The organism is Polaribacter sp. 2305UL8-11, assembly GCF_058147165.1.
Genome location: NZ_JBYVJW010000005.1, coordinates 1 through 18,735, shown reverse-complemented (window position 1 = coordinate 18,735; position 18,735 = coordinate 1). Strand labels below are relative to the sequence as shown.

18 protein-coding genes are annotated in these 18,735 nt (G+C 28.3%); 14 read left to right on the top strand and 4 right to left on the bottom strand.

Annotation, left to right across the window (positions count from 1 at the left end; genetic code table 11):
• Positions 1–136: 136 nt before the first annotated feature.
• The gene (locus ACY2RW_RS05740; protein WP_490121748.1) at positions 137–550 is read right to left on the bottom strand and encodes a 6-pyruvoyl trahydropterin synthase family protein; all 414 of its coding nucleotides are present in this window, start codon (positions 548–550) and stop codon (positions 137–139) included.
• Positions 543–1,061, bottom strand: a complete 519-nt coding sequence (gene idi / locus ACY2RW_RS05735; RefSeq protein WP_490121747.1) for an isopentenyl-diphosphate Delta-isomerase — start codon at positions 1,059–1,061, stop codon at positions 543–545. Before idi ends, ACY2RW_RS05740 begins: the two co-directional genes overlap by 8 nt.
• A gap of 121 nt (positions 1,062–1,182) precedes the next feature.
• Here idi and ACY2RW_RS05730 point away from each other — a divergent pair, with 121 nt between their 5' ends.
• Genes ACY2RW_RS05730 through ACY2RW_RS05715 form a run of 4 tightly spaced genes read left to right on the top strand, consistent with a single transcriptional unit; the run spans position 1,183 to position 6,066 of the window.
• Positions 1,183–1,869, top strand: coding sequence for a peptidylprolyl isomerase (locus ACY2RW_RS05730; RefSeq protein WP_490121746.1), 687 nt, complete (start codon positions 1,183–1,185; stop codon positions 1,867–1,869).
• A gap of 44 nt (positions 1,870–1,913) precedes the next feature.
• Positions 1,914–3,506 (top strand): peptide chain release factor 3, encoded by a 1,593-nt coding sequence (locus ACY2RW_RS05725; RefSeq protein WP_490121745.1) that lies wholly within the window; start codon positions 1,914–1,916, stop codon positions 3,504–3,506.
• Between the two features lie 4 nt (positions 3,507–3,510).
• Positions 3,511–5,079, top strand: coding sequence for a hypothetical protein (locus ACY2RW_RS05720; RefSeq protein ID WP_490121744.1), 1,569 nt, complete (start codon positions 3,511–3,513; stop codon positions 5,077–5,079).
• A gap of 57 nt (positions 5,080–5,136) precedes the next feature.
• A complete protein-coding gene (locus tag ACY2RW_RS05715; protein WP_490121743.1) occupies positions 5,137–6,066 on the top strand; it encodes a peptidylprolyl isomerase in 930 nt (309 codons plus the stop codon).
• A 152-nt stretch (positions 6,067–6,218) separates the two neighbouring features.
• Here ACY2RW_RS05715 and ACY2RW_RS05710 read toward each other — a convergent pair whose 3' ends face one another.
• On the bottom strand, positions 6,219–7,385 hold the full coding sequence (locus ACY2RW_RS05710) for a THUMP domain-containing class I SAM-dependent RNA methyltransferase (RefSeq protein WP_490121742.1): 1,167 nt from the start codon (positions 7,383–7,385) through the stop codon (positions 6,219–6,221).
• A 209-nt stretch (positions 7,386–7,594) separates the two neighbouring features.
• Here ACY2RW_RS05710 and ACY2RW_RS05705 point away from each other — a divergent pair, with 209 nt between their 5' ends.
• The 6 genes from ACY2RW_RS05705 (at position 7,595) to ACY2RW_RS05680 (ending at position 13,211) form a co-directional block, all read left to right on the top strand.
• Positions 7,595–8,320, top strand: coding sequence for a class I SAM-dependent DNA methyltransferase (locus ACY2RW_RS05705; RefSeq protein ID WP_490121741.1), 726 nt, complete (start codon positions 7,595–7,597; stop codon positions 8,318–8,320).
• Entirely contained in the window at positions 8,317–8,994 is a 678-nt protein-coding gene (locus ACY2RW_RS05700; RefSeq protein WP_490121740.1) for a ZIP family metal transporter, read from the top strand. The genes ACY2RW_RS05705 and ACY2RW_RS05700 overlap by 4 nt, the downstream gene beginning before the upstream one ends.
• A gap of 113 nt (positions 8,995–9,107) precedes the next feature.
• Positions 9,108–10,058 (top strand): C39 family peptidase, encoded by a 951-nt coding sequence (locus tag ACY2RW_RS05695; RefSeq protein WP_490121739.1) that lies wholly within the window; start codon positions 9,108–9,110, stop codon positions 10,056–10,058.
• Positions 10,059–10,062: 4 nt separating this feature from the next.
• Entirely contained in the window at positions 10,063–10,662 is a 600-nt protein-coding gene (locus ACY2RW_RS05690; protein WP_490121738.1) for a hypothetical protein, read from the top strand.
• A gap of 3 nt (positions 10,663–10,665) precedes the next feature.
• On the top strand, positions 10,666–12,507 hold the full coding sequence (locus ACY2RW_RS05685) for a sensor histidine kinase (RefSeq protein ID WP_490121737.1): 1,842 nt from the start codon (positions 10,666–10,668) through the stop codon (positions 12,505–12,507).
• A 62-nt stretch (positions 12,508–12,569) separates the two neighbouring features.
• A complete protein-coding gene (locus tag ACY2RW_RS05680; RefSeq protein WP_490121736.1) occupies positions 12,570–13,211 on the top strand; it encodes a response regulator in 642 nt (213 codons plus the stop codon).
• Here ACY2RW_RS05680 and ACY2RW_RS05675 read toward each other — a convergent pair.
• A complete protein-coding gene (locus tag ACY2RW_RS05675) occupies positions 13,208–15,391 on the bottom strand; it encodes a RecQ family ATP-dependent DNA helicase (RefSeq protein WP_490121735.1) in 2,184 nt (727 codons plus the stop codon). The two genes, ACY2RW_RS05680 and ACY2RW_RS05675, sit on opposite strands and share 4 nt — an antisense overlap.
• A 140-nt stretch (positions 15,392–15,531) precedes the next feature.
• Here ACY2RW_RS05675 and ACY2RW_RS05670 point away from each other — a divergent pair, with 140 nt between their 5' ends.
• The 4 genes from ACY2RW_RS05670 (at position 15,532) to lptB (ending at position 18,515) form a co-directional block, all read left to right on the top strand.
• Positions 15,532–16,500 (top strand): KpsF/GutQ family sugar-phosphate isomerase, encoded by a 969-nt coding sequence (locus tag ACY2RW_RS05670; RefSeq protein ID WP_490121734.1) that lies wholly within the window; start codon positions 15,532–15,534, stop codon positions 16,498–16,500.
• Positions 16,500–17,330, top strand: a complete 831-nt coding sequence (gene tatC, locus ACY2RW_RS05665; RefSeq protein WP_490121733.1) for a twin-arginine translocase subunit TatC — start codon at positions 16,500–16,502, stop codon at positions 17,328–17,330. Before ACY2RW_RS05670 ends, tatC begins: the two co-directional genes overlap by 1 nt.
• Positions 17,305–17,652 (top strand): carboxymuconolactone decarboxylase family protein, encoded by a 348-nt coding sequence (locus ACY2RW_RS05660; protein ID WP_490121732.1) that lies wholly within the window; start codon positions 17,305–17,307, stop codon positions 17,650–17,652. Before tatC ends, ACY2RW_RS05660 begins: the two co-directional genes overlap by 26 nt.
• A 122-nt stretch (positions 17,653–17,774) precedes the next feature.
• Positions 17,775–18,515: an LPS export ABC transporter ATP-binding protein gene (gene lptB / locus ACY2RW_RS05655; RefSeq protein ID WP_490121731.1), complete on the top strand. Its 741-nt coding sequence runs from the start codon at positions 17,775–17,777 to the stop codon at positions 18,513–18,515.
• Positions 18,516–18,735 lie beyond the last annotated feature (220 nt).

Genomic DNA, 18,735 nt, shown 5'->3' with positions numbered 1-18,735 from the left:
ATTTAAAAAGCAAATTTACACTGAAAACTTGAATAAATTAAATTAACTAACTTTGAAATGGTATGTAATTATAAATCAATCTAAAATAAATCAATAGAAGAAAAACAAAAAATTGTCTGTGAAAAATCATCTAAAACTACTCTCCTGAATAACTTACAAAGTTTCTAGGAGTCTCGTACAATGTTATTTTTAAGTCTAAATAATCAGGCAAATGCTTTCTTAATTTATTGTAAGTAACCACACTAATATTTTCGGCTGTTGGGTTTAAATTCTTAAAATCTACCACTTCAATATTTAGATTTTTATGATCAAAACAATCTTCAATTTCAGTCTTTATTAGGTTTTTTAAAATTCCTAAATCATAAACATATCCTGTTTCTTTATCAATTTCTCCTGTTAAAGAAACTATTAACTCGTAATTGTGTCCATGAAAATTAGGATTGCTACATTTATTAAAAACTTCGAAGTTTTTTGCATCAGTCCAATCTTTTCTATACAATCTATGAGCAGCATTAAAATGTGCTTTTCTATGTACAGTTACTCTAGGCATTTGTAAGTTTTTCGTAAGATTTATCAAAAATAATTTTAAACCAAGCTGTATATTCTTGTGGATTTTTTTCAATATCTAACTTTACATCCTCTAAAGTCATCCATTTATAATTCTCTACTTCTTTTTTATTTATAACTGGTTTCCCATCAAATCTACCAACCATTACATGGTCTAGCTCATGCTCTGTTAAGCCATTATCAAAAGGTGCTTTATAAATAAAGGAAAAAATCTCTTTTATTTCTGTAACAAACCCCATTTCTTCCTGCAATCTTCTTCTTCCTGCTTCTACATTACTTTCTCCATCTCTTTGATGTGAGCAACAAGTATTAGTCCAAAGTAAAGGTGAATGATATTTACTTGCAGCTCTTTGCTGTAACATTAATTCTCCTTTTTCATTAAAAATAAAGACAGAAAATGCTCTATGCAAAACTGCTTTTTCGTGAGCTTCTATTTTTTCCATTAACCCAACAGGGTTATCATTTTCATCAACTAAAACAACTTGTTCTTTCATATTTGCAAAAATAGTGAAATGAATGAGTAATAAATCATAAAATAAATACAAAACTCATAAGTCTTTTCTATTCTTTTATTATGATGATTTATATTTGCGCATCTCAAAACAAATTTCTTTCATGAAAACTTATAAATTTTTACCATTTATTTTATTTTTTTTCTTTATTCAATGTAAAGAAGAAAAGAAAATAGATGCTGATGATAAAATAAGCATCAAAAAAAAGAAAAAAATAAAACCAATTGTAGAAAAACGTTGGGACAGTCTTAATAAGAACAATGTCGAAGCTTTTTTTACAGAATATGGTAAAACAAACAAAGAGAATAAAGTAATTATTAAAACTAAATTTGGCAATATAAAATTACGCTTGTATGATGATGTTCCCATACATAGAGCCAATTTTATTTTTTTAACAAAAATCAAATATTTTAATACTACAGAAATTTATAGAGTTGCAAAAAACTTTGTGATACAAGGAGGTAATTCTGATGAAACTTATACAAAAAAACAAAGAAGATTGTATGGTAATTACCTAATACAGCCCGAATTTAGAAAACATAGAAAGCACAAGTATGGTGCATTAGCTGCAGCTAGAGAGTGGGAAGACAATCCTAACAAACTGTCTAATCCTTTTGAATTTTACATAGTACATAGTAGAAATGGTGCACATCATTTAAACAACCAACACACTGTTTTTGGTGAAGTAATTTCTGGTTTTAAGGTAATGGATAAAATATCTAAAGTTAAAGTTGGTGTAGATGAATGGCCACAGGAAGATATAAATATAACTGTAGAAATTTTAGATTGATAATTCTCTAACTAAAACCTATCTTTGCACCTCAAAATTTGTAGATGGGCTTTTTAGAGGAAATTAAACGTAGAAGAACATTTGGTATCATTTCGCATCCAGATGCAGGTAAAACCACTTTAACAGAAAAACTATTATTATTTGGTGGCGCCATTCAAGAAGCTGGTGCTGTAAAAAATAATAAAATTAAAAAAGGAGCTACTTCCGATTTTATGGAAATCGAGCGTCAACGTGGAATTTCTGTAGCCACCTCTGTATTAGCCTTTATTTACAAAGACAAAAAAATAAACATCTTAGACACACCTGGTCACAAAGATTTTGCAGAAGATACTTTTAGGACTTTAACAGCTGTAGACAGCGTTATTGTTGTAATTGATGTTGCAAAAGGTGTAGAACCTCAAACCGAAAAACTAGTAGAAGTTTGTAGGATGAGAAGCATACCAATGCTCGTTTTTATTAATAAATTAGATAGAGAAGGAAAAGATGCTTTCGATTTATTAGATGAAGTAGAACAAAAATTAGGCTTGCGAGTAACTCCAATGAGTTTTCCAATTGGTATGGGATATGATTTTAAAGGAATCTATAACATTTGGGAAAAGAAATTAAATCTTTTTTCTGGGGATAAAAAACAAACAGTTTCAGAAGGTGTTGAATTTGATGACTTATCTAACCCTGAACTAGATAAAATTGTTGGCGAAAAAGCCGCTGATACTTTGCGTGAAGAATTAGAATTGATAGAAGAAGTATACCCAACATTTAATCAAGAAGAATATTTAAAGGGAGAACTGCAACCTGTATTTTTTGGTTCTGCTCTAAATAATTTTGGTGTTAAAGAATTGTTAGATGCATTTATAGAAATTGCTCCTTCTCCTCAACCTAAGAAAGCAGAAGAACGTTTGGTAGATTCTAAAGAAAATAAAATGACAGGTTTTGTGTTTAAAATTCATGCAAATATGGATCCTAAGCACAGAGATAGATTGGCGTTTATTAAAATAGTTTCTGGTACCTTTAAAAGAAATTCTCCTTATTTACATGTTAGAAATGGTAAAAAAGTAAAATTTTCGAGTCCAAATGCTTTTTTTGCTGAGAAAAAAGAAATTGTAGACGAATCATTTCCAGGAGACATTGTAGGTATTCATGATACTGGTAATTTTAAAATTGGTGATACACTAACAGAAGGAGAACAATTAAATTTTAGAGGAATCCCTAGTTTTTCTCCAGAACATTTTAGGTATGTAAACAATGCAGCCCCAATGAAATCTAAACAATTGTACAAAGGTTTAGACCAATTAATGGATGAAGGAGTTGCGCAATTGTTTATTTTAGAAATGAATGGAAGAAGAGTTATAGGTACAGTAGGAGCCTTACAGTTTGAGGTTATACAATACAGATTAGAACATGAATATGGTGCAAAATGCACCTATGAAAATTTACAAGTGCATAAAGCCTGTTGGGTAGAACCAGAAAATGCTAAAAATGATGAATTTAAAGACTTTAAAAGAGTAAAACAACGTTATTTAGCAAAAGACAAACAAGGTCAGTTGGTATTTTTGGCAGATTCTGCATTTACCATACAAATGACCCAAAGTAAATACCCAAGTGTAAAGTTGCATTTTACTAGTGAATTTAAAAATTAAGAAGATGAAAAAAATACTTTTTTTAGCTATTGCTATATGTAGTTTACAAGGTTTTTCTCAGACGTATAATTTATCAGAACTTAAGGGCAAAGAAATTAAAAATTCTATTCGTTTAAATTATATTTTGGTACATCAACCAGATGAATTAGTAAATTATACTTTACAACCTACAATGGGTTTTGTTGGTTTAAATTATAATATTCCTCTAAATAGTTGGCTATATACTGGTTTAGGTTTTCATACTGCAATAACAGGAGATCAAGGTGGCTTATTTACTTTAGGAGTTAATTTGGGTATTAACAAAAAAATTTACAAAAACTTATATTTTGATGCAAATATCCATTTTGGTGGTGGTGGTGGATATCGCTCTTTAGTAAATGGTGGTGGAATTTTATATCCAAATATAGGTTTACAATACAAGAAAAAAGGATATGCCTTTGGTGTACAATATGGAGAAGTAAATTTTTTTACTGGAATTCAAAGAAATGATAATGTGTCTTTTTTTATAGAAATACCAAGTTTATTAAGAACAGGATCTTATGCAGATGCTCAAAAAACATTTATAGTTAATAATAAATCTAAAGATGAGTTTTGGGAAAAACCTGCTGTTAGAAGTGTACAACAAGTTACTTTTGATTATTTTTTTCCTTTTGGAAACTCTAGAACAGATGCAAGTACAACTCCAAGATATAAGCCTATAAATCATACATTATCGGTTTTAGGATTTGAATATCAACGTTATTTAAACAGTAATACTTTTATTTATGTTCATGTAGATGCAATGTATGGTGGTTTAACTGCTGGTTTTATGGATTTGTTTTTTGGTGCAGGAAAAAATTTACAACTTACTAATAGTATCAATCTTTTCGGAAAATTTGCAATTGGTGCAGCTGGAGGAAGAATTTTTCCTGAAGGAGGACTAACTATGTACCCAAATATTGGTGCAGATGTAAAAATTACTGATAAATTTGGTTTAAGTGGTCATGTTGGTTATCATAAAGCTCTTGGTGGTATTGCAAGTTTTGAGGCATATACAGCTGGTTTTAGCCTTAAATATTATGGTTTAAGTGGTGGTATTAAAGACCCTTTTACAGATGCCAAGGTTTCAAAAATTAAAACACAAGGTCTTCAACTTACTGTTCAAAATCAATACTATTTTGATGTAGCTAAATTTGGAATTCCTCCAAGTGATTTGCAATTAATAGCCTTAAAAGTTAACTACGATATAAATCATCGTTTTTATGTTGCAGGTGAAGCTTCTTTTGCCCATAAAGGAAAATCGGGAGGTTATGCTCACGGAATTTTTGGACTAGGAATAAAATCAAATAAATTTTTAAACGATAATTTTTCTTTATTTCTAGAAACTGCAGCAGGAGTTGCTGGTGGAGGAAGAGTAGACTCTGGAGAAGGCGTTTTAGTTAGACCAACAGTAGGTATAAACTATCATGCAAACGATAATTTATCTTTACATATATCTGGTGGGCAAATGTGGTCTCCTTTTGGGAATGTGAATTCTTCAAATATTAATGTAGGATTAAGCTATGGCTTTTCAATTTTAAATGCAAAAAAATAATTTATTCTGAATTCACTTCAGAATTTCAATAATAAAAAAACGATTAAAAGTAAAAATATGAATAACGGAATTTATGCAAAGTTCATCACACCAAAAGGTGATATTTTAGTAAAATTAGAACACGAAAAAACACCAGGAACAGTTGGTAATTTTGTTGCATTAGCAGAAGGTAATTTAGAAAACTCAGCAAAAGAGCAAGGAAAACCTTATTATGATGGATTAAAATTTCATAGAGTAATACCAGATTTTATGATTCAAGGTGGTTGTCCTCTTGGAACAGGAACAGGAAACCCAGGTTACAAATTTGATGATGAATTTCATCCAGACTTAAAACACGATGCTCCAGGAAAATTAGCAATGGCTAATTCTGGCCCAGCAACAAACGGAAGTCAATTTTATATTACCCACGTTCCTACTCCTTGGTTAGATAATAAACATACTGTATTTGGATCTGTAATTGAGGGTCAAGATGTTGTTGATGCTGTTGCTCAAGGTGATGATATGTCTGTAGAAATTATTAGAGTTGGTGCAGATGCAGAAGCTTTTAATGCTATAGAAGCGTTTAGAACTTTTGAAGGAGCAAGAGAAAAAAGAGAAGCAGAAGCCAAAGCAAAACAAAAAGAATTGTTAGACTCTGTTGCTGCTGGTTATGATGAAACTGCAAGCGGATTACGTTATCAAATTTTACAAAAAGGTGATGGAAAACAAGCTACAAAAGGCGCAGGAGTTTCTGTACATTATAAAGGGCAATTGTTAGATGGTACAGTTTTCGATTCGTCTTACAAAAGAAAACAACCCATCGATTTTAATGTGGGTGTTGGACAAGTAATTGCTGGATGGGATGAAGGAATTCAATTATTACAAGTAGGTGACAAAGCTCGTTTTGTAATCCCTTCTGATTTAGCTTATGGTTCTGCAGGTGCAGGAGGAGTAATTCCACCAGATGCAACACTTATTTTTGATGTAGAATTGATGGATGTAAAATAAAATTAAACCATTTTACAAAAGAATATTAAGGTGCTGCCTGAAAAGTATTTAGGTATGTCAAACTGAGCTTGTCGAAGTTTTATAACAAAGCAATTATTCGTTATATTTCGACAAGCTCTTTTGTTTGTAATATAAAAAAAATGAGAAAGAAACTAATCTTCTCTATTAGATTTAATTTTCCTTGAGCCTTCGTATAATTCATATTTAACAAACTTACAGTCTAAGTCTCCATTTTTTAATGCTATTCGTTTAGAGGTTCTTAAACCAATAGATTTTAAAGCATCTATATCTGAAGTAATTAACCAAGCTGTAGAACCAGGATAATTATGTTTTAGAGTATCTCCAATTTTCTTATAAAATTCTTGAACATCAATATTTAAACGCTCTCCATAAGGTGGATTAAACAAAATAGTAGTATTTCCAAAAACTTCTTTGGTAGAGTTAAAAAAGTTTACATGATGTACACCAATAAACTCTTCTAAATTTGCAGAAATAATATTTGCTTTTGCTTTTTGAACTGCAGATGGTGCTTTGTCAAAGCCCATAATTTTAAAATGGGAAGAACGAATCTTTTTTAATAAAGCATCCTGAATAATAAAATACAAATCTTCATCATAATCTTTCCAATTTTCAAATGCAAATAACTTTCTGTTGATGTTTGCAGGAATGTTATTGGCAATCATAGCAGCTTCAATTAAAATGGTACCAGAACCACACATGGGGTCTATAAAGTTTTCATCACCTGTGTAACCAGACAATAAAACCATACCAGCAGCTAAAACTTCGTTTATTGGAGCAATATTTGTGGCTGTTCTATATCCTCTTTTATGTAAAGAATCTCCAGAAGAATCTAAAGAAACTGTTAACCAATCTTTCTGAATATGAATATGCACCTTTACATCTGGATACTTTAAATCTACATTGGGTCTTTTATGATATTTATGCCTGAAATAATCTGCAATAGCATCTTTAGATTTTAAAGAAATATAGTGTGAATTAGAAGTAAAATTTTTTGAGTTTACAACAGCTCCAATAGCAAAAGTCCCATCAGGTTCTAAAAAATTTTCCCATTTTATTTTCTGAATCGCTTCATACAAATCTTCTTCATCATAAACTTTACAGGTTTTAATAGGTTTTAAAATACGTACAGCAGTTCTTAAAGCAATATTTGCCTTATACATAAACCCTTTATCTCCTCTAAAAGAAACACTTCTTACTGCCTCTTTTATATCTTGGGCACCTAATTTCTTCAATTCTTCTGCTAAAACTCCTTCCAAACCAAAAAGGGTTGTAGCTACCATTTTAAAATCTTTATTCATACTCATAAAATTCAGTGCAAAAATACATTATAAAAAAGGATATTTGAGAAATACTGAATTTCATTTTTTCTAAAGTAAGATTTAATTACTTTTACAGACTGAAATATAAAATTATTAAAATAATAATATTTAGATTCCTATTTTCACAGGAATGACAATTTCAAAGGCTTCCTTTTTTTGATGAATAAAAAAAGGAACATATTTTAAAAATGAAACAAAAAGATTGGTTTACAGATTGGTTTAACACACCTTACTATCACATTTTATATAAGGAAAGGAATGATGAAGATGCAGAGTTATTTATGAAAAATATAACTAATTTTTTAGCATTACCAAAAACAACCCATATTTTAGATTTGCCTTGTGGAAAAGGGCGTCATTCTGTTTTTTTAAATTCTTTAGGTTACAAAGTTACTGGTGGAGATTTAGCGGAAAATAGCATTCAATTAGCAAAAGAATTTGAAAATGATACTTTAAAATTTAAAGTACATGATATGCGCAAGCCATTTAATAATAAGTATGATGCTGTGTTCAATTTGTTTACAAGTTTCGGTTATTTTGATGATGATAATGAGGATATCCAAATCTTACAAAACATTAAAAATGGTTTAACTGCTAATGGTTTTTTTGTTTTTGATTTTTTAAATGCAGAGAAAGTAAAACTCAATTTAGTAGCCAAAGAAACTAAAGTTGTAGATAATATTACTTTTCATATTCAAAGAGAAATAAAAGAAGGCTTTATATTTAAACATATTTCTTTTTTTGCTGATGGAGAAAATCATGCTTATACAGAAAAAGTAAAATATTTAGATTTAGAAAAAATGACCTCTTTTTTTACTAAGGTAGGATTTACAATTACCAATATTTTTGGTGATTATCATTTAAACAAATACAAGTCAGAAATTTCAGATCGATTAATTTTAGTTGCAAAATGAGTTACATCTTACTAATAGCATCTGTTTTTGTAGGTTCTTTATTGGTTTTTATTTTAAAACCTAAAAAAAGTGTAGTTCGTTTATTATTGGCTTTTAGTGGTGCTTACCTCCTATCTGTTACTATTTTACATTTATTACCAGAAGTATATCAAGAAACTACAGATTACAAAAAAATAGGAATTTTTATTTTAATCGGAATTATCATTCAATCTGTGTTAGAGTCTTTTTCTAAAGGAGCAGAACATGGGCATATACATATTCATTCAGATGGAACAAAATTTCCAACTTTATTATTTGTGAGTTTATGTATGCATGCTTTTTCTGAAGGATTACCCATTCATAATGCAGATGACAACTTGTTATGGGCAATTGTGGTACATAAAATACCAATTGCCATTGTTTTAACAACATTTTTGATTCACACAAGATATTCAAAAAAAATAGTCTTTACTTTTTTAATATTTTTTGCTTTGATGAGTCCTTTAGGCGTTTTATTGGGAGATAAAATTCCGTTTTTTACTACTTATACTACAGAAATTACTGCATTTATTATTGGTGTTTTCTTACACATTTCTACAATTATACTTTTTGAAAGTACTGAAAATCATAAATTTAACTTACAAAAATTTATAGCCATACTTTTAGGAATACTACTTACCATTGTAACTCTATAGTTTTTACTTATATTTAGTGAAATGAATATACCTATTTGTAGGTAGTTTAATGATTTGAATTTTTATTTTTTTTACATAAAGATTATAATTTTGAAAATTGTTTTATCAATATTATGAAAGAGTTTTATTATTTTGAAGATTTAGTTTATCAACCTCAACAAGAGTCAAAATGGTGTTGGGCTGCATGTGGATCAATGATTTCTAATTTTTACAAAAATATTATAGATGATGACCAAAAAGATTTTGTTATAACTAAATATGGTCGTATAAAAAATAGATACTTAAAAATTTCTGAAATAGATACTCTTTATAATAAATACAACATAAAGTGTACTCAGAAAAATAAAAGTTTTATTGATAATTTTGAATTGGTAAAGAATACATTAAAAACAAGCAAAAGCCCAATACTTCTTGGAGTTGATATACATGATAGAATAAAACATTTAGTGTTAGTAGTTGGCTATGGAAACTGTAATAACAAAAAATATTTGCTTGTATATGATCCAAAATCTAGAAGGATTTTTAACCATTATGATAATAATGATTTTGAGTATGATGGTCTTGAAATAAGTTATATATGGACTACAAGTAAAAAAAATAATTCTATAGGAAATCAACTAAAAAAATTAAAAAAAACAAATTCTATAAGTAATATAATTCCAGAATTTAAAAAGTATAATGAAATTCGTAATATAAGTTTAACTACAAAAACACTTTTAAATAACGTTATTTTAGAAAGCACAAAAAAAATGACTTTTTTGGTGGGAAATAATCATTTTTTAACCTATGATTTTAATGAAGAAATAGAATGTAAAGAAAACATCAGTTTTACACTTGCAAGTCAAGGAGATATAATTAATATTATTAAGAGTTTTAATAAAGATATCCGATTAGAATTAACAAAATTCACATTTTACTCTAATACTGGTGTTTTTGTTATAGAATCTGAAATAAATAATAAGTTGTTTGAAAGAGCAATCAATATTCCACAATATGAATTAAATAATTTTAGTAGGCTTTCATCAACTAAATATGAAAATAAATTTTTAACTAATAAAAAATAATAATATGGCACATCATCTTTTAAAATTTAACTTACAACCAAAAGTAGTTGGAGAATGGCAACCAATTGTAGCTTCTCAAGCTTTTGATACTTTTTATGGTGTTTTTGTTAAATTTGTAAAACACGAACCACCAACAAAAGATTTTAAATTACATACTTATTACTGTATGTATAAAATTCAAAATTTTAAAGGAGCAATAAGCATGGGATTCCATAGTGAGCCAGAGTTTGAAACCACACCTGGTTATGGAGAAGATGGTGAGCCTTATGATTTTTCTTTTAGAATTAAATTATCTCCATTTAACAGAGATTGGGAAAGCAAAATTATAAAGCATCATTCTGAAAATGATTTATCAATCCCTAACAAAATTTTTGAATCTCTGGTAGATATTAAAAACCCACCTAGTTTTATGTACAATAGAAATGAGCCAGACCAATCACTTTATCTTCATCCAGATCAATATAAAAGAGATGGAGATTCTTATTTAAAAATTGAATACAAATCAACATCTGAAGAAAATTGTAATAACCAAGAAGATGATAGTGAGGATCATGGAGGAAGACATCCTTATATTTGCGATATGACAAGATCAATTACAAGATAACTATTGAAATATTTACTCCTTTTATTTTTAACCTTTCAAAGCCCTGTAGAAGTTTTAATAAGTTATTTAAAACTAAACAAATATGAACAGGCTAATATATTTATTGACAATAGTAAGTTTTCTGATGATAAAAAAAAGGAATTAAAAAATTTATTAATTTTTAAAAAAAATATTGGAGTAGATTCAGTTCAAAATTCACCTATTAACCTTAGTGATAAAGATTTAGATTTTAAATATTTATACTATTTAAATAAAGGTCTCTTTGAATATCACCATAATGAAAATGCGTTAGAAGGTTTTAATAATTTTAGTAAAAGTTTACAGATTTCTAAATCTTTAAAAAACAAGTCATATATATGTGAAAGTATTAGAAATATTTTAGAAATTTATTGCAATCAAGGTCATTTATTAACAGATGTATATTACAAAGATTTTTTAATTGAATACAAAAAAAACATTACTGACAGTATTGATTTAGGTTATTATAAATATTTTGAATTTAAATTGACTTTAATTAACAATCAATATAAAAATATTTCTGAGCAAAAATATTTTAATACAAAATCATTTATTAATAAACTAAATTTTAATTATTTAAAATCTTTACAAAATATTTCTAATGCTAGTTATCAATTTCATATTAATAAAAATATAGACAGCGCTTTCTTTTATTTAAATATGCCAGTTTCTTTAAATCTAAAATTTCCAATAGAAAAATTAGTTTTAGATAAAATAAAAATTAACAAGTCAAAATATTTTTTAGATATAGATTCAATTGAAAAATCAAAAAAAATTTTAAACTCTATTTATCTTTTTAAAAAGGGTTATTTAAATAAAAATGCAAGCACTTATTTATTAGATAGAAAATGGAAATTATTTGAAAAAAACGGTTTTGAAGATAGTGCTCTAATTTATTCTAATAAGTATTACAGCAATAGTTTTATGGCTAAACACTATGAAACACAACATCTAATTTCCGACTCTAAAACAAAAGAGGATACTGCAAAAAAAGAAAAAGAAATATTACTTGAAAAACAAAAAAACAAACAACAAAAAAACTTAATAATTGGTTCTATTTTGTTTATTTTTTTTGGCAGTAGCATTGCTTATTTAACATTAAAAAACTCTCGCAAAAAACGTTTATTAGCAGAACAAGAAAAAGAATTAGAAACTCAAAAAAACTTAACTCTTTTAAAAGAACAAGAAATTACTACCATAAATGCAATGGTAGATGGACAAGAAAAAGAACGAAAACGAATTGCAGAAGATTTACACGATAATTTGGGTTCTGTTTTAGCCACTTTAAAATTGCACTTTGAAAACTTAAAAATTAATAAAGAAAAAAAGAAAATAAATCAAGAAGAATTATTTGATAAAACAGAGAATTTAATTGATGAAGCTTACTTAAAAGTTAGAAGAATTGCTCATGCAAAAAATGCTGGAGTCATTGCAAACCAAGGTTTGTTAGTCTCAGTTCAAATGATGGCCGAAAAAATATCTTCCGCAGATAAATTAAAAATTGAAGTTATTGATTATGGCTTAGATAAACGTTTAGAAAACAGTTTAGAAATTACCGTTTTTAGAATTATTCAAGAATTAATTACCAACGTCATAAAACATGCAAATGCTAAAAACGCAACAATTAATATTGCTGCCTATGATAAAAGTTTAAATATTATTTTAGAAGATGATGGTAAAGGTTTTGATTATAAAAAAATAGATTTAAAAAACGGAATGGGAATTAGTTCTATAAAAACTAGAGTTGAGCATTTGTCTGGAACTTTTACTGTAGATTCTACTATAGGAAAAGGAAGCTCAGTAATTATAGATATTCCTCTTAATTAATTCCTTATTTATAGGTATTTATATTTTTTATTAAAATGTTATTTTTAAAGAAAAAATAAACTATGATTACAATTATTATGGCAGAAGATCATCAAATGTTAATTGATGGTGTAAAATCTTTTTTTGAGTATGATGATAATATCAACATCATTGGTGCAGTAAATAATGGTGAAGAATTGGTAAAGTTAGTATCTTTAAAACAACCAAAACTTGTAATTACAGATATTAGAATGCCAATTATGGATGGGATTCAAGCTACAAAAATAATTAAGAAAAAATTACCTCATGTTAACGTTTTAGCCATGACAATGTTTGATCAGCCAGATGCTATTAAACAGATGTTAGATGCTGGTGCAACAGGATACATTTTAAAAAATTCAGGAATAAAAATGCTATCTAAAGCCATTGTAACAGTTGCAAATGGAGAAACTTTCTTTGACCCCAATGTAGCATTTAATTTTATGAATAATTATATAGATGATCATGTTACCATTGGCAAATCTGACAAAATAGTTTTATCAAACAGAGAAAAAGAAATTTTAAACCTAATTGCAGAAGGCAAAACTTCTAAAGATATAGCTGAAACATTATTTATAGCAAAAACTACTGTAGATACACATAGAAAAAATATGATCCGAAAATTAGATTTGTCTAATGGAAATGAATTGGTTAAATATGCTATTGATAAGAAATATCAATTTTAATTAGCCACTTCATTAATAAATTTAATACGCATTAAACGTAATTCATCATCATCATAATCGCCATCAAATTCATCTAAAGCCTCTTGTATATTATCAGAGTCTGCTTCCATAAAATAGTCGTGAATTTCTTCTTGTTGTTCTTCATCTAACAAATCATCAATGGCATAATCAATATTAATCTTTGTTCCAGAAAAAATAATCACTTCCATTTCTTTAATCAATTCACTCATTTCCAATCCTTTAGATTTAGCAATATCTTCTAAAGGTAGTTTTTTATCTGTGTTCTGTATGATGAATAGTTTTAATCCAGAGTTCGTTCCAGTACTTTTAACAATCAAATCATCTGGTCTTAAAATATCATTTTCATCTACATAAACTGAAATCAATTTTATAAATTCTTTTCCAAATTTCCTAGCTTTTCCCTCTCCAACACCATGCACTGTAGAGAGTTCTTCTAATGTCATTGGATACTTTAAAGCCATATCATCTAAAGATGGATCTTGAAAAACTGCAAAAGGTGGCACACCTTGCTTTGTTGCAACTTTTTTACGTAAATCTTTTAATAGTTTAATTAGCTTTTCATCTGCAACTCCTCCACTCGATTTAGAATTGGTAATAATAGAGTTATCATTTTCTTCATTGTATTCATGATCTTCTGTCATCATAAACGAAGTTGGTTTTTTAATAAATTCTTCTCCTTTTGGGGTCAACTTTATAACTCCATACTGTTCTATTTCTTTCTTAATTAAATTTACCACTAAAACTTGACGGATTAAAGCCATCCAGTAAGAAGGACTTTTTTCTTTTCCAATACCAAAAAAAGATTGCAAATGTGTTTTATGTGAAGTAAGCAAAGCATTTTCTTTACCAACAATTGTATTAACAACCTCTTTTGCTTTGTATTTTTGTAAAGTATCTTTTATAACTTGTAATAAAATTTTCACATCTTCTTTGGCTTCGTGCTTTTTCTTTGGGTTTCTAGAATTATCATCCATATCTGCACCTTCTCCATTAACTTCATCAAATTCTTCACCAAAATAATGTAATAAATATTTACGCCTATTCATAGAGGTTTCTGCATAACCCACTACTTCTTGCAATAATGCATGCCCAATTTCTTGTTCTGCAACTGGTTTGCTTGCCATAAATTTTTCTAACTTCTCTATGTCTTTATATGCGTAAAAAGCCAAACAATATCCTTCTCCATCATCTCTTCCTGCTCTTCCTGTTTCTTGATAATAGCTTTCTAAACTTTTAGGAATGTCATGATGTATAACATAGCGTACATCTGGTTTGTCTATTCCCATTCCAAAAGCAATTGTGGCAACAACAACATCACAATCTTCCATCAAAAACATATCTTGATGTTTTACACGTGTTTTCGCATCTAAACCTGCATGATATGGTACAGCTTTAATTCCGTTTACTTGTAAAATTTGTGCAATTTCTTCAACTTTTTTTCTACTTAAACAATAGATAATACCAGATTTACCCATTCTTTGTTTTACAAAACGAATAATATCTTTCTCTACCTCTTTTGTCTTAGGCCTTACTTCATAAAATAAATTGGCTCTGTTAAAAGATGCTTTAAATCTATTTGCATCAGTAATTCCAAGAGTTTTAAGAATATCTTCTTGTACCTTTTCTGTAGCTGTAGCTGTTAAACATATTACTGGCACACTGTCTATTGCTTTTATAATATGTTTTAAATTTCTATATTCTGGTCTAAAATCATGTCCCCACTCAGAAATACAATGTGCTTCATCTATAGCTACAAAAGAAATTTTTTGTGTTCTTAAAAAAGTAACATATTCTTCTTTGATTAAAGATTCTGGTGCAACATAGAGCAACTTAGTAATTCCATTAGCAATATCTTCCTTTACTTGTGCAACTTCTGTCTTGTTTAAAGAAGAGTTTAAGACATGTGCTACTCCATTATGTTCAGAAATACCTCTAATTGCATCTACTTGATTTTTCATCAAAGCAATTAAAGGAGAAACTACTATTGCAGTTCCTTCTTGCATTAAAGCTGGTAATTGATAGCAGAGAGACTTTCCTCCACCTGTTGGCATGATTACAAAAGTGTTATTTTTATTAACAATACTTTTAATTACTTGCTCTTGTAATCCTTTAAATTTGGTAAACCCAAAGAATTTTTTAAGAGGACTGTATAAATCCATTTATGTAAATATTTGTTTAACTTTAAAAACAATTCACAAACCTTCTATTATATTTGTTCTAACTATTTTTTATAGTAAATTTGCTTGTTTTCTTAATCTAAAGATATAACTTTTTTTTATTCTGATAAAATACTTAAATATTGAAAAAAACAAACTCAATTATAAAAACAGCCAAAGAAACCATCTTAATTGAAAGTAATGCTATTGCTAATTTAGCAAATTTAATTGATGTTGACTTTGAACAAGCTGTAAAATTTATTTTACAGTCTAAAGGAAGAGTAATTGTTACAGGAATTGGTAAAAGCGCCAACATTGGTTCTAAAATTGTTGCCACATTTAATTCTACAGGAACTCCAGCAATATTTATGCATGCAGCAGATGCAATTCACGGAGATTTAGGAAACGTGCAAGATGATGATGTTGTTATTTGTATTTCTAAAAGTGGTAACACTCCAGAAATTAAAGTTTTGGTTCCATTAATTAAAAATTATGGCAATAAAATTATTGCTATTACTGGAAACGTAGACTCTTATTTAGGAGAAAATGCAGATTTTACATTAAATGCGTATGTAACTCAAGAGGCTTGTCCTAACAATCTTGCTCCTACTACAAGTACAACTGCACAGTTAGTTTTAGGTGATGCTTTAGCTGTTTGCCTTTTAGAATTAAAAGGTTTTACCAGCAAAGATTTTGCAAAATACCATCCAGGAGGTGCATTAGGAAAACGTTTATATTTAAGAGTCTCAGATTTGGTTAAAAATAATCAGCTTCCAAAAGTTAATGAAAATGATAGTATTGCTAAAGTAATTGTAGAAATTTCTGAAAAAAGACTAGGTGTTACTGCAGTTGTAAAAGAAGACACACTATTAGGTATAATTACAGATGGTGATATTCGAAGAATGCTATCAAAAACTACAGAAATAGCAAAGTTTAAAGCAAAAGATATTATGGGTACAAACCCTAAAACCATCTATAAAGATGCAATGGCTGTAGATGCTTTAAACACAATGGAACAAAATAATATATCACAAATTTTAGTAATTGATGATAAAGACAATTATGTTGGTGTTGTTCATTTACATGATTTAATTAAAGAAGGTATTTTCTAATGGCAGAAAAACAAAAAGAAATGTCCTTTTTAGGTCATTTAGAAGAATTAAGATGGCATTTAGTAAGAGGTGCATCTGCAATATTTATTTTAGCAATTGTTTTTTTTGTGTTTGCAGAAGAAGTGTATGATAACTTCTTGTTAGCACATATAAAATCAGACTTTATTACCTACCAATTATTTTGCGACTTTTTTAACTTATTTGGTATGGATAGCGATTTTTGTAATGTAACTTTTGCTGATAAAAAACTACAAAGTATTAAAGTTACTTCTCAATTAATGAACTCTATTTGGTCTTCATTAATTTTAGGAATCATTGTTTCCTTTCCTTATCTTTTATGGGAAATTTGGAGGTTTGTTGCACCAGGTTTAACAGAAAAAGAAGTAAAAAAATCTAAAGGGTTTATTTTTACAGCCTCTATGTTATTTTTTATTGGTTTGCTATTTAGTTTTTATGTAATTGCACCAATATCTGTTCATTTTCTATACAATTATCAAATTTCCGAAAGTATTGTAAATAGTTTTACTTTACAATCTCACATAGGTCTAATTACCAATATGTTATTAGGCGTTTCTATTTTATTTGAATTACCAGTTTTAATTTATTTTTTAACTAAAATTGGTTTAATTACACCAGAATTCTTAAAAAAATACAGAAAACACGCTCTAGTAGTTGTTTTGATATTAGCTGCAATAATTACACCTCCAGATATTGCAAGTCAGGTAATTGTAGCAATTCCGATTCTTATTTTATATGAAATTGGTATCAAAGTTTCTAAAAGAGTAATAAAAAAACAACAAAAAAATGTACAAAAAAGTCCAAGAGTTTAATGACTATCGTCAAAAAATGAACGATAAAATTTTAGATTCTGACAATAAAGTAGTTAAAAGAATCTTTAATTTAGACACCAATGCTTTTAAAGAAGGACATTTACCTGTTAAAACAAAAGAACTTTTAGGTTTGGTTGCTTCTGCAGTACTTAGATGCGATGATTGCGTTCAATATCATTTAGAGTCTGCAAAGAAAAATGGTGTAACTACAGAAGAAATGATGGAAACCATGTCTATTGCAACTTTAGTTGGAGGTACAATTGTAATTCCACATTTAAGGAGAGCTGTAGAGTATTGGGAAGCTCTCCAAACAGAAGTTTAACTGTTTTATTTGTTTAAGTTTGTAATTGTTTGTGAATGTTTTAAGAAATTTATAGCATTATAATAAATACATTTACACATTAAATATTTCAACAATTATACAATTATACATTTTTGAAAAATATGATTTTAAGAGCAGATAATATTCAAAAAATATACGGAAGTAGAAAAGTGGTTCAAGGTATTTCTTTGGAAGTTCAGCAAGGAGAAATTATTGGACTTTTAGGGCCAAATGGAGCAGGAAAAACAACTTCTTTCTACATGATTGTTGGAATGATTAAACCAAATGCTGGTAAAATTTTTTTAAATGATGAAGAAATAACCAAAGATGCCATGTACAAACGTGCAGAAAAAGGTATTGGTTATTTAGCACAAGAAGCATCTGTGTTTAGAAAATTATCTGTAGAAGACAATATTATGTCTGTCTTGCAATTCACAAATTTATCTAAAAAAGAACAAAAAATTAAATTAGAATCTTTAATAGAAGAGTTTAATATTGGGCATGTTCGTAAAAATAGAGGCGATTTACTATCTGGTGGAGAAAGACGTAGAACAGAAATTGCTCGCTGTTTGGCTTCTGATCCTAATTTTATTTTATTAGATGAACCCTTTGCTGGTGTGGACCCAATTGCTGTTGAAGATATACAAAGTATTGTAGCACAACTAAAGAATAAAAATATAGGTATTCTTATTACAGACCATGATGTGCAAGCTACTCTAGCTATTACAGATAAAACTTATTTAATGTATAATGGAGGTATTTTAAAAGAAGGAACTCCAGAAGAATTAGCTGCAGATGAAATGGTAAGAAAAGTATATTTAGGTAAAGATTTTGAATTGAAAAAGAAGAAAATTTTTCAATAAAAACAACCAAAATGCCATAAAATTCCTGATGGATCGTGTAAAAAGAACTCTTTACCCCAATCATTTATTACAATTTCAGACAACCTAACTTTAGAGTATTTATCTGGAAGATTCTTCGCTTTTATTTTTTCTGGTAATGTGGCAAAAAATGGTTGGTAATTTTTACATCAAGATTTGTTATATTCCCAAAGTTAATTTGAACAGGACATAAGCACTGCTG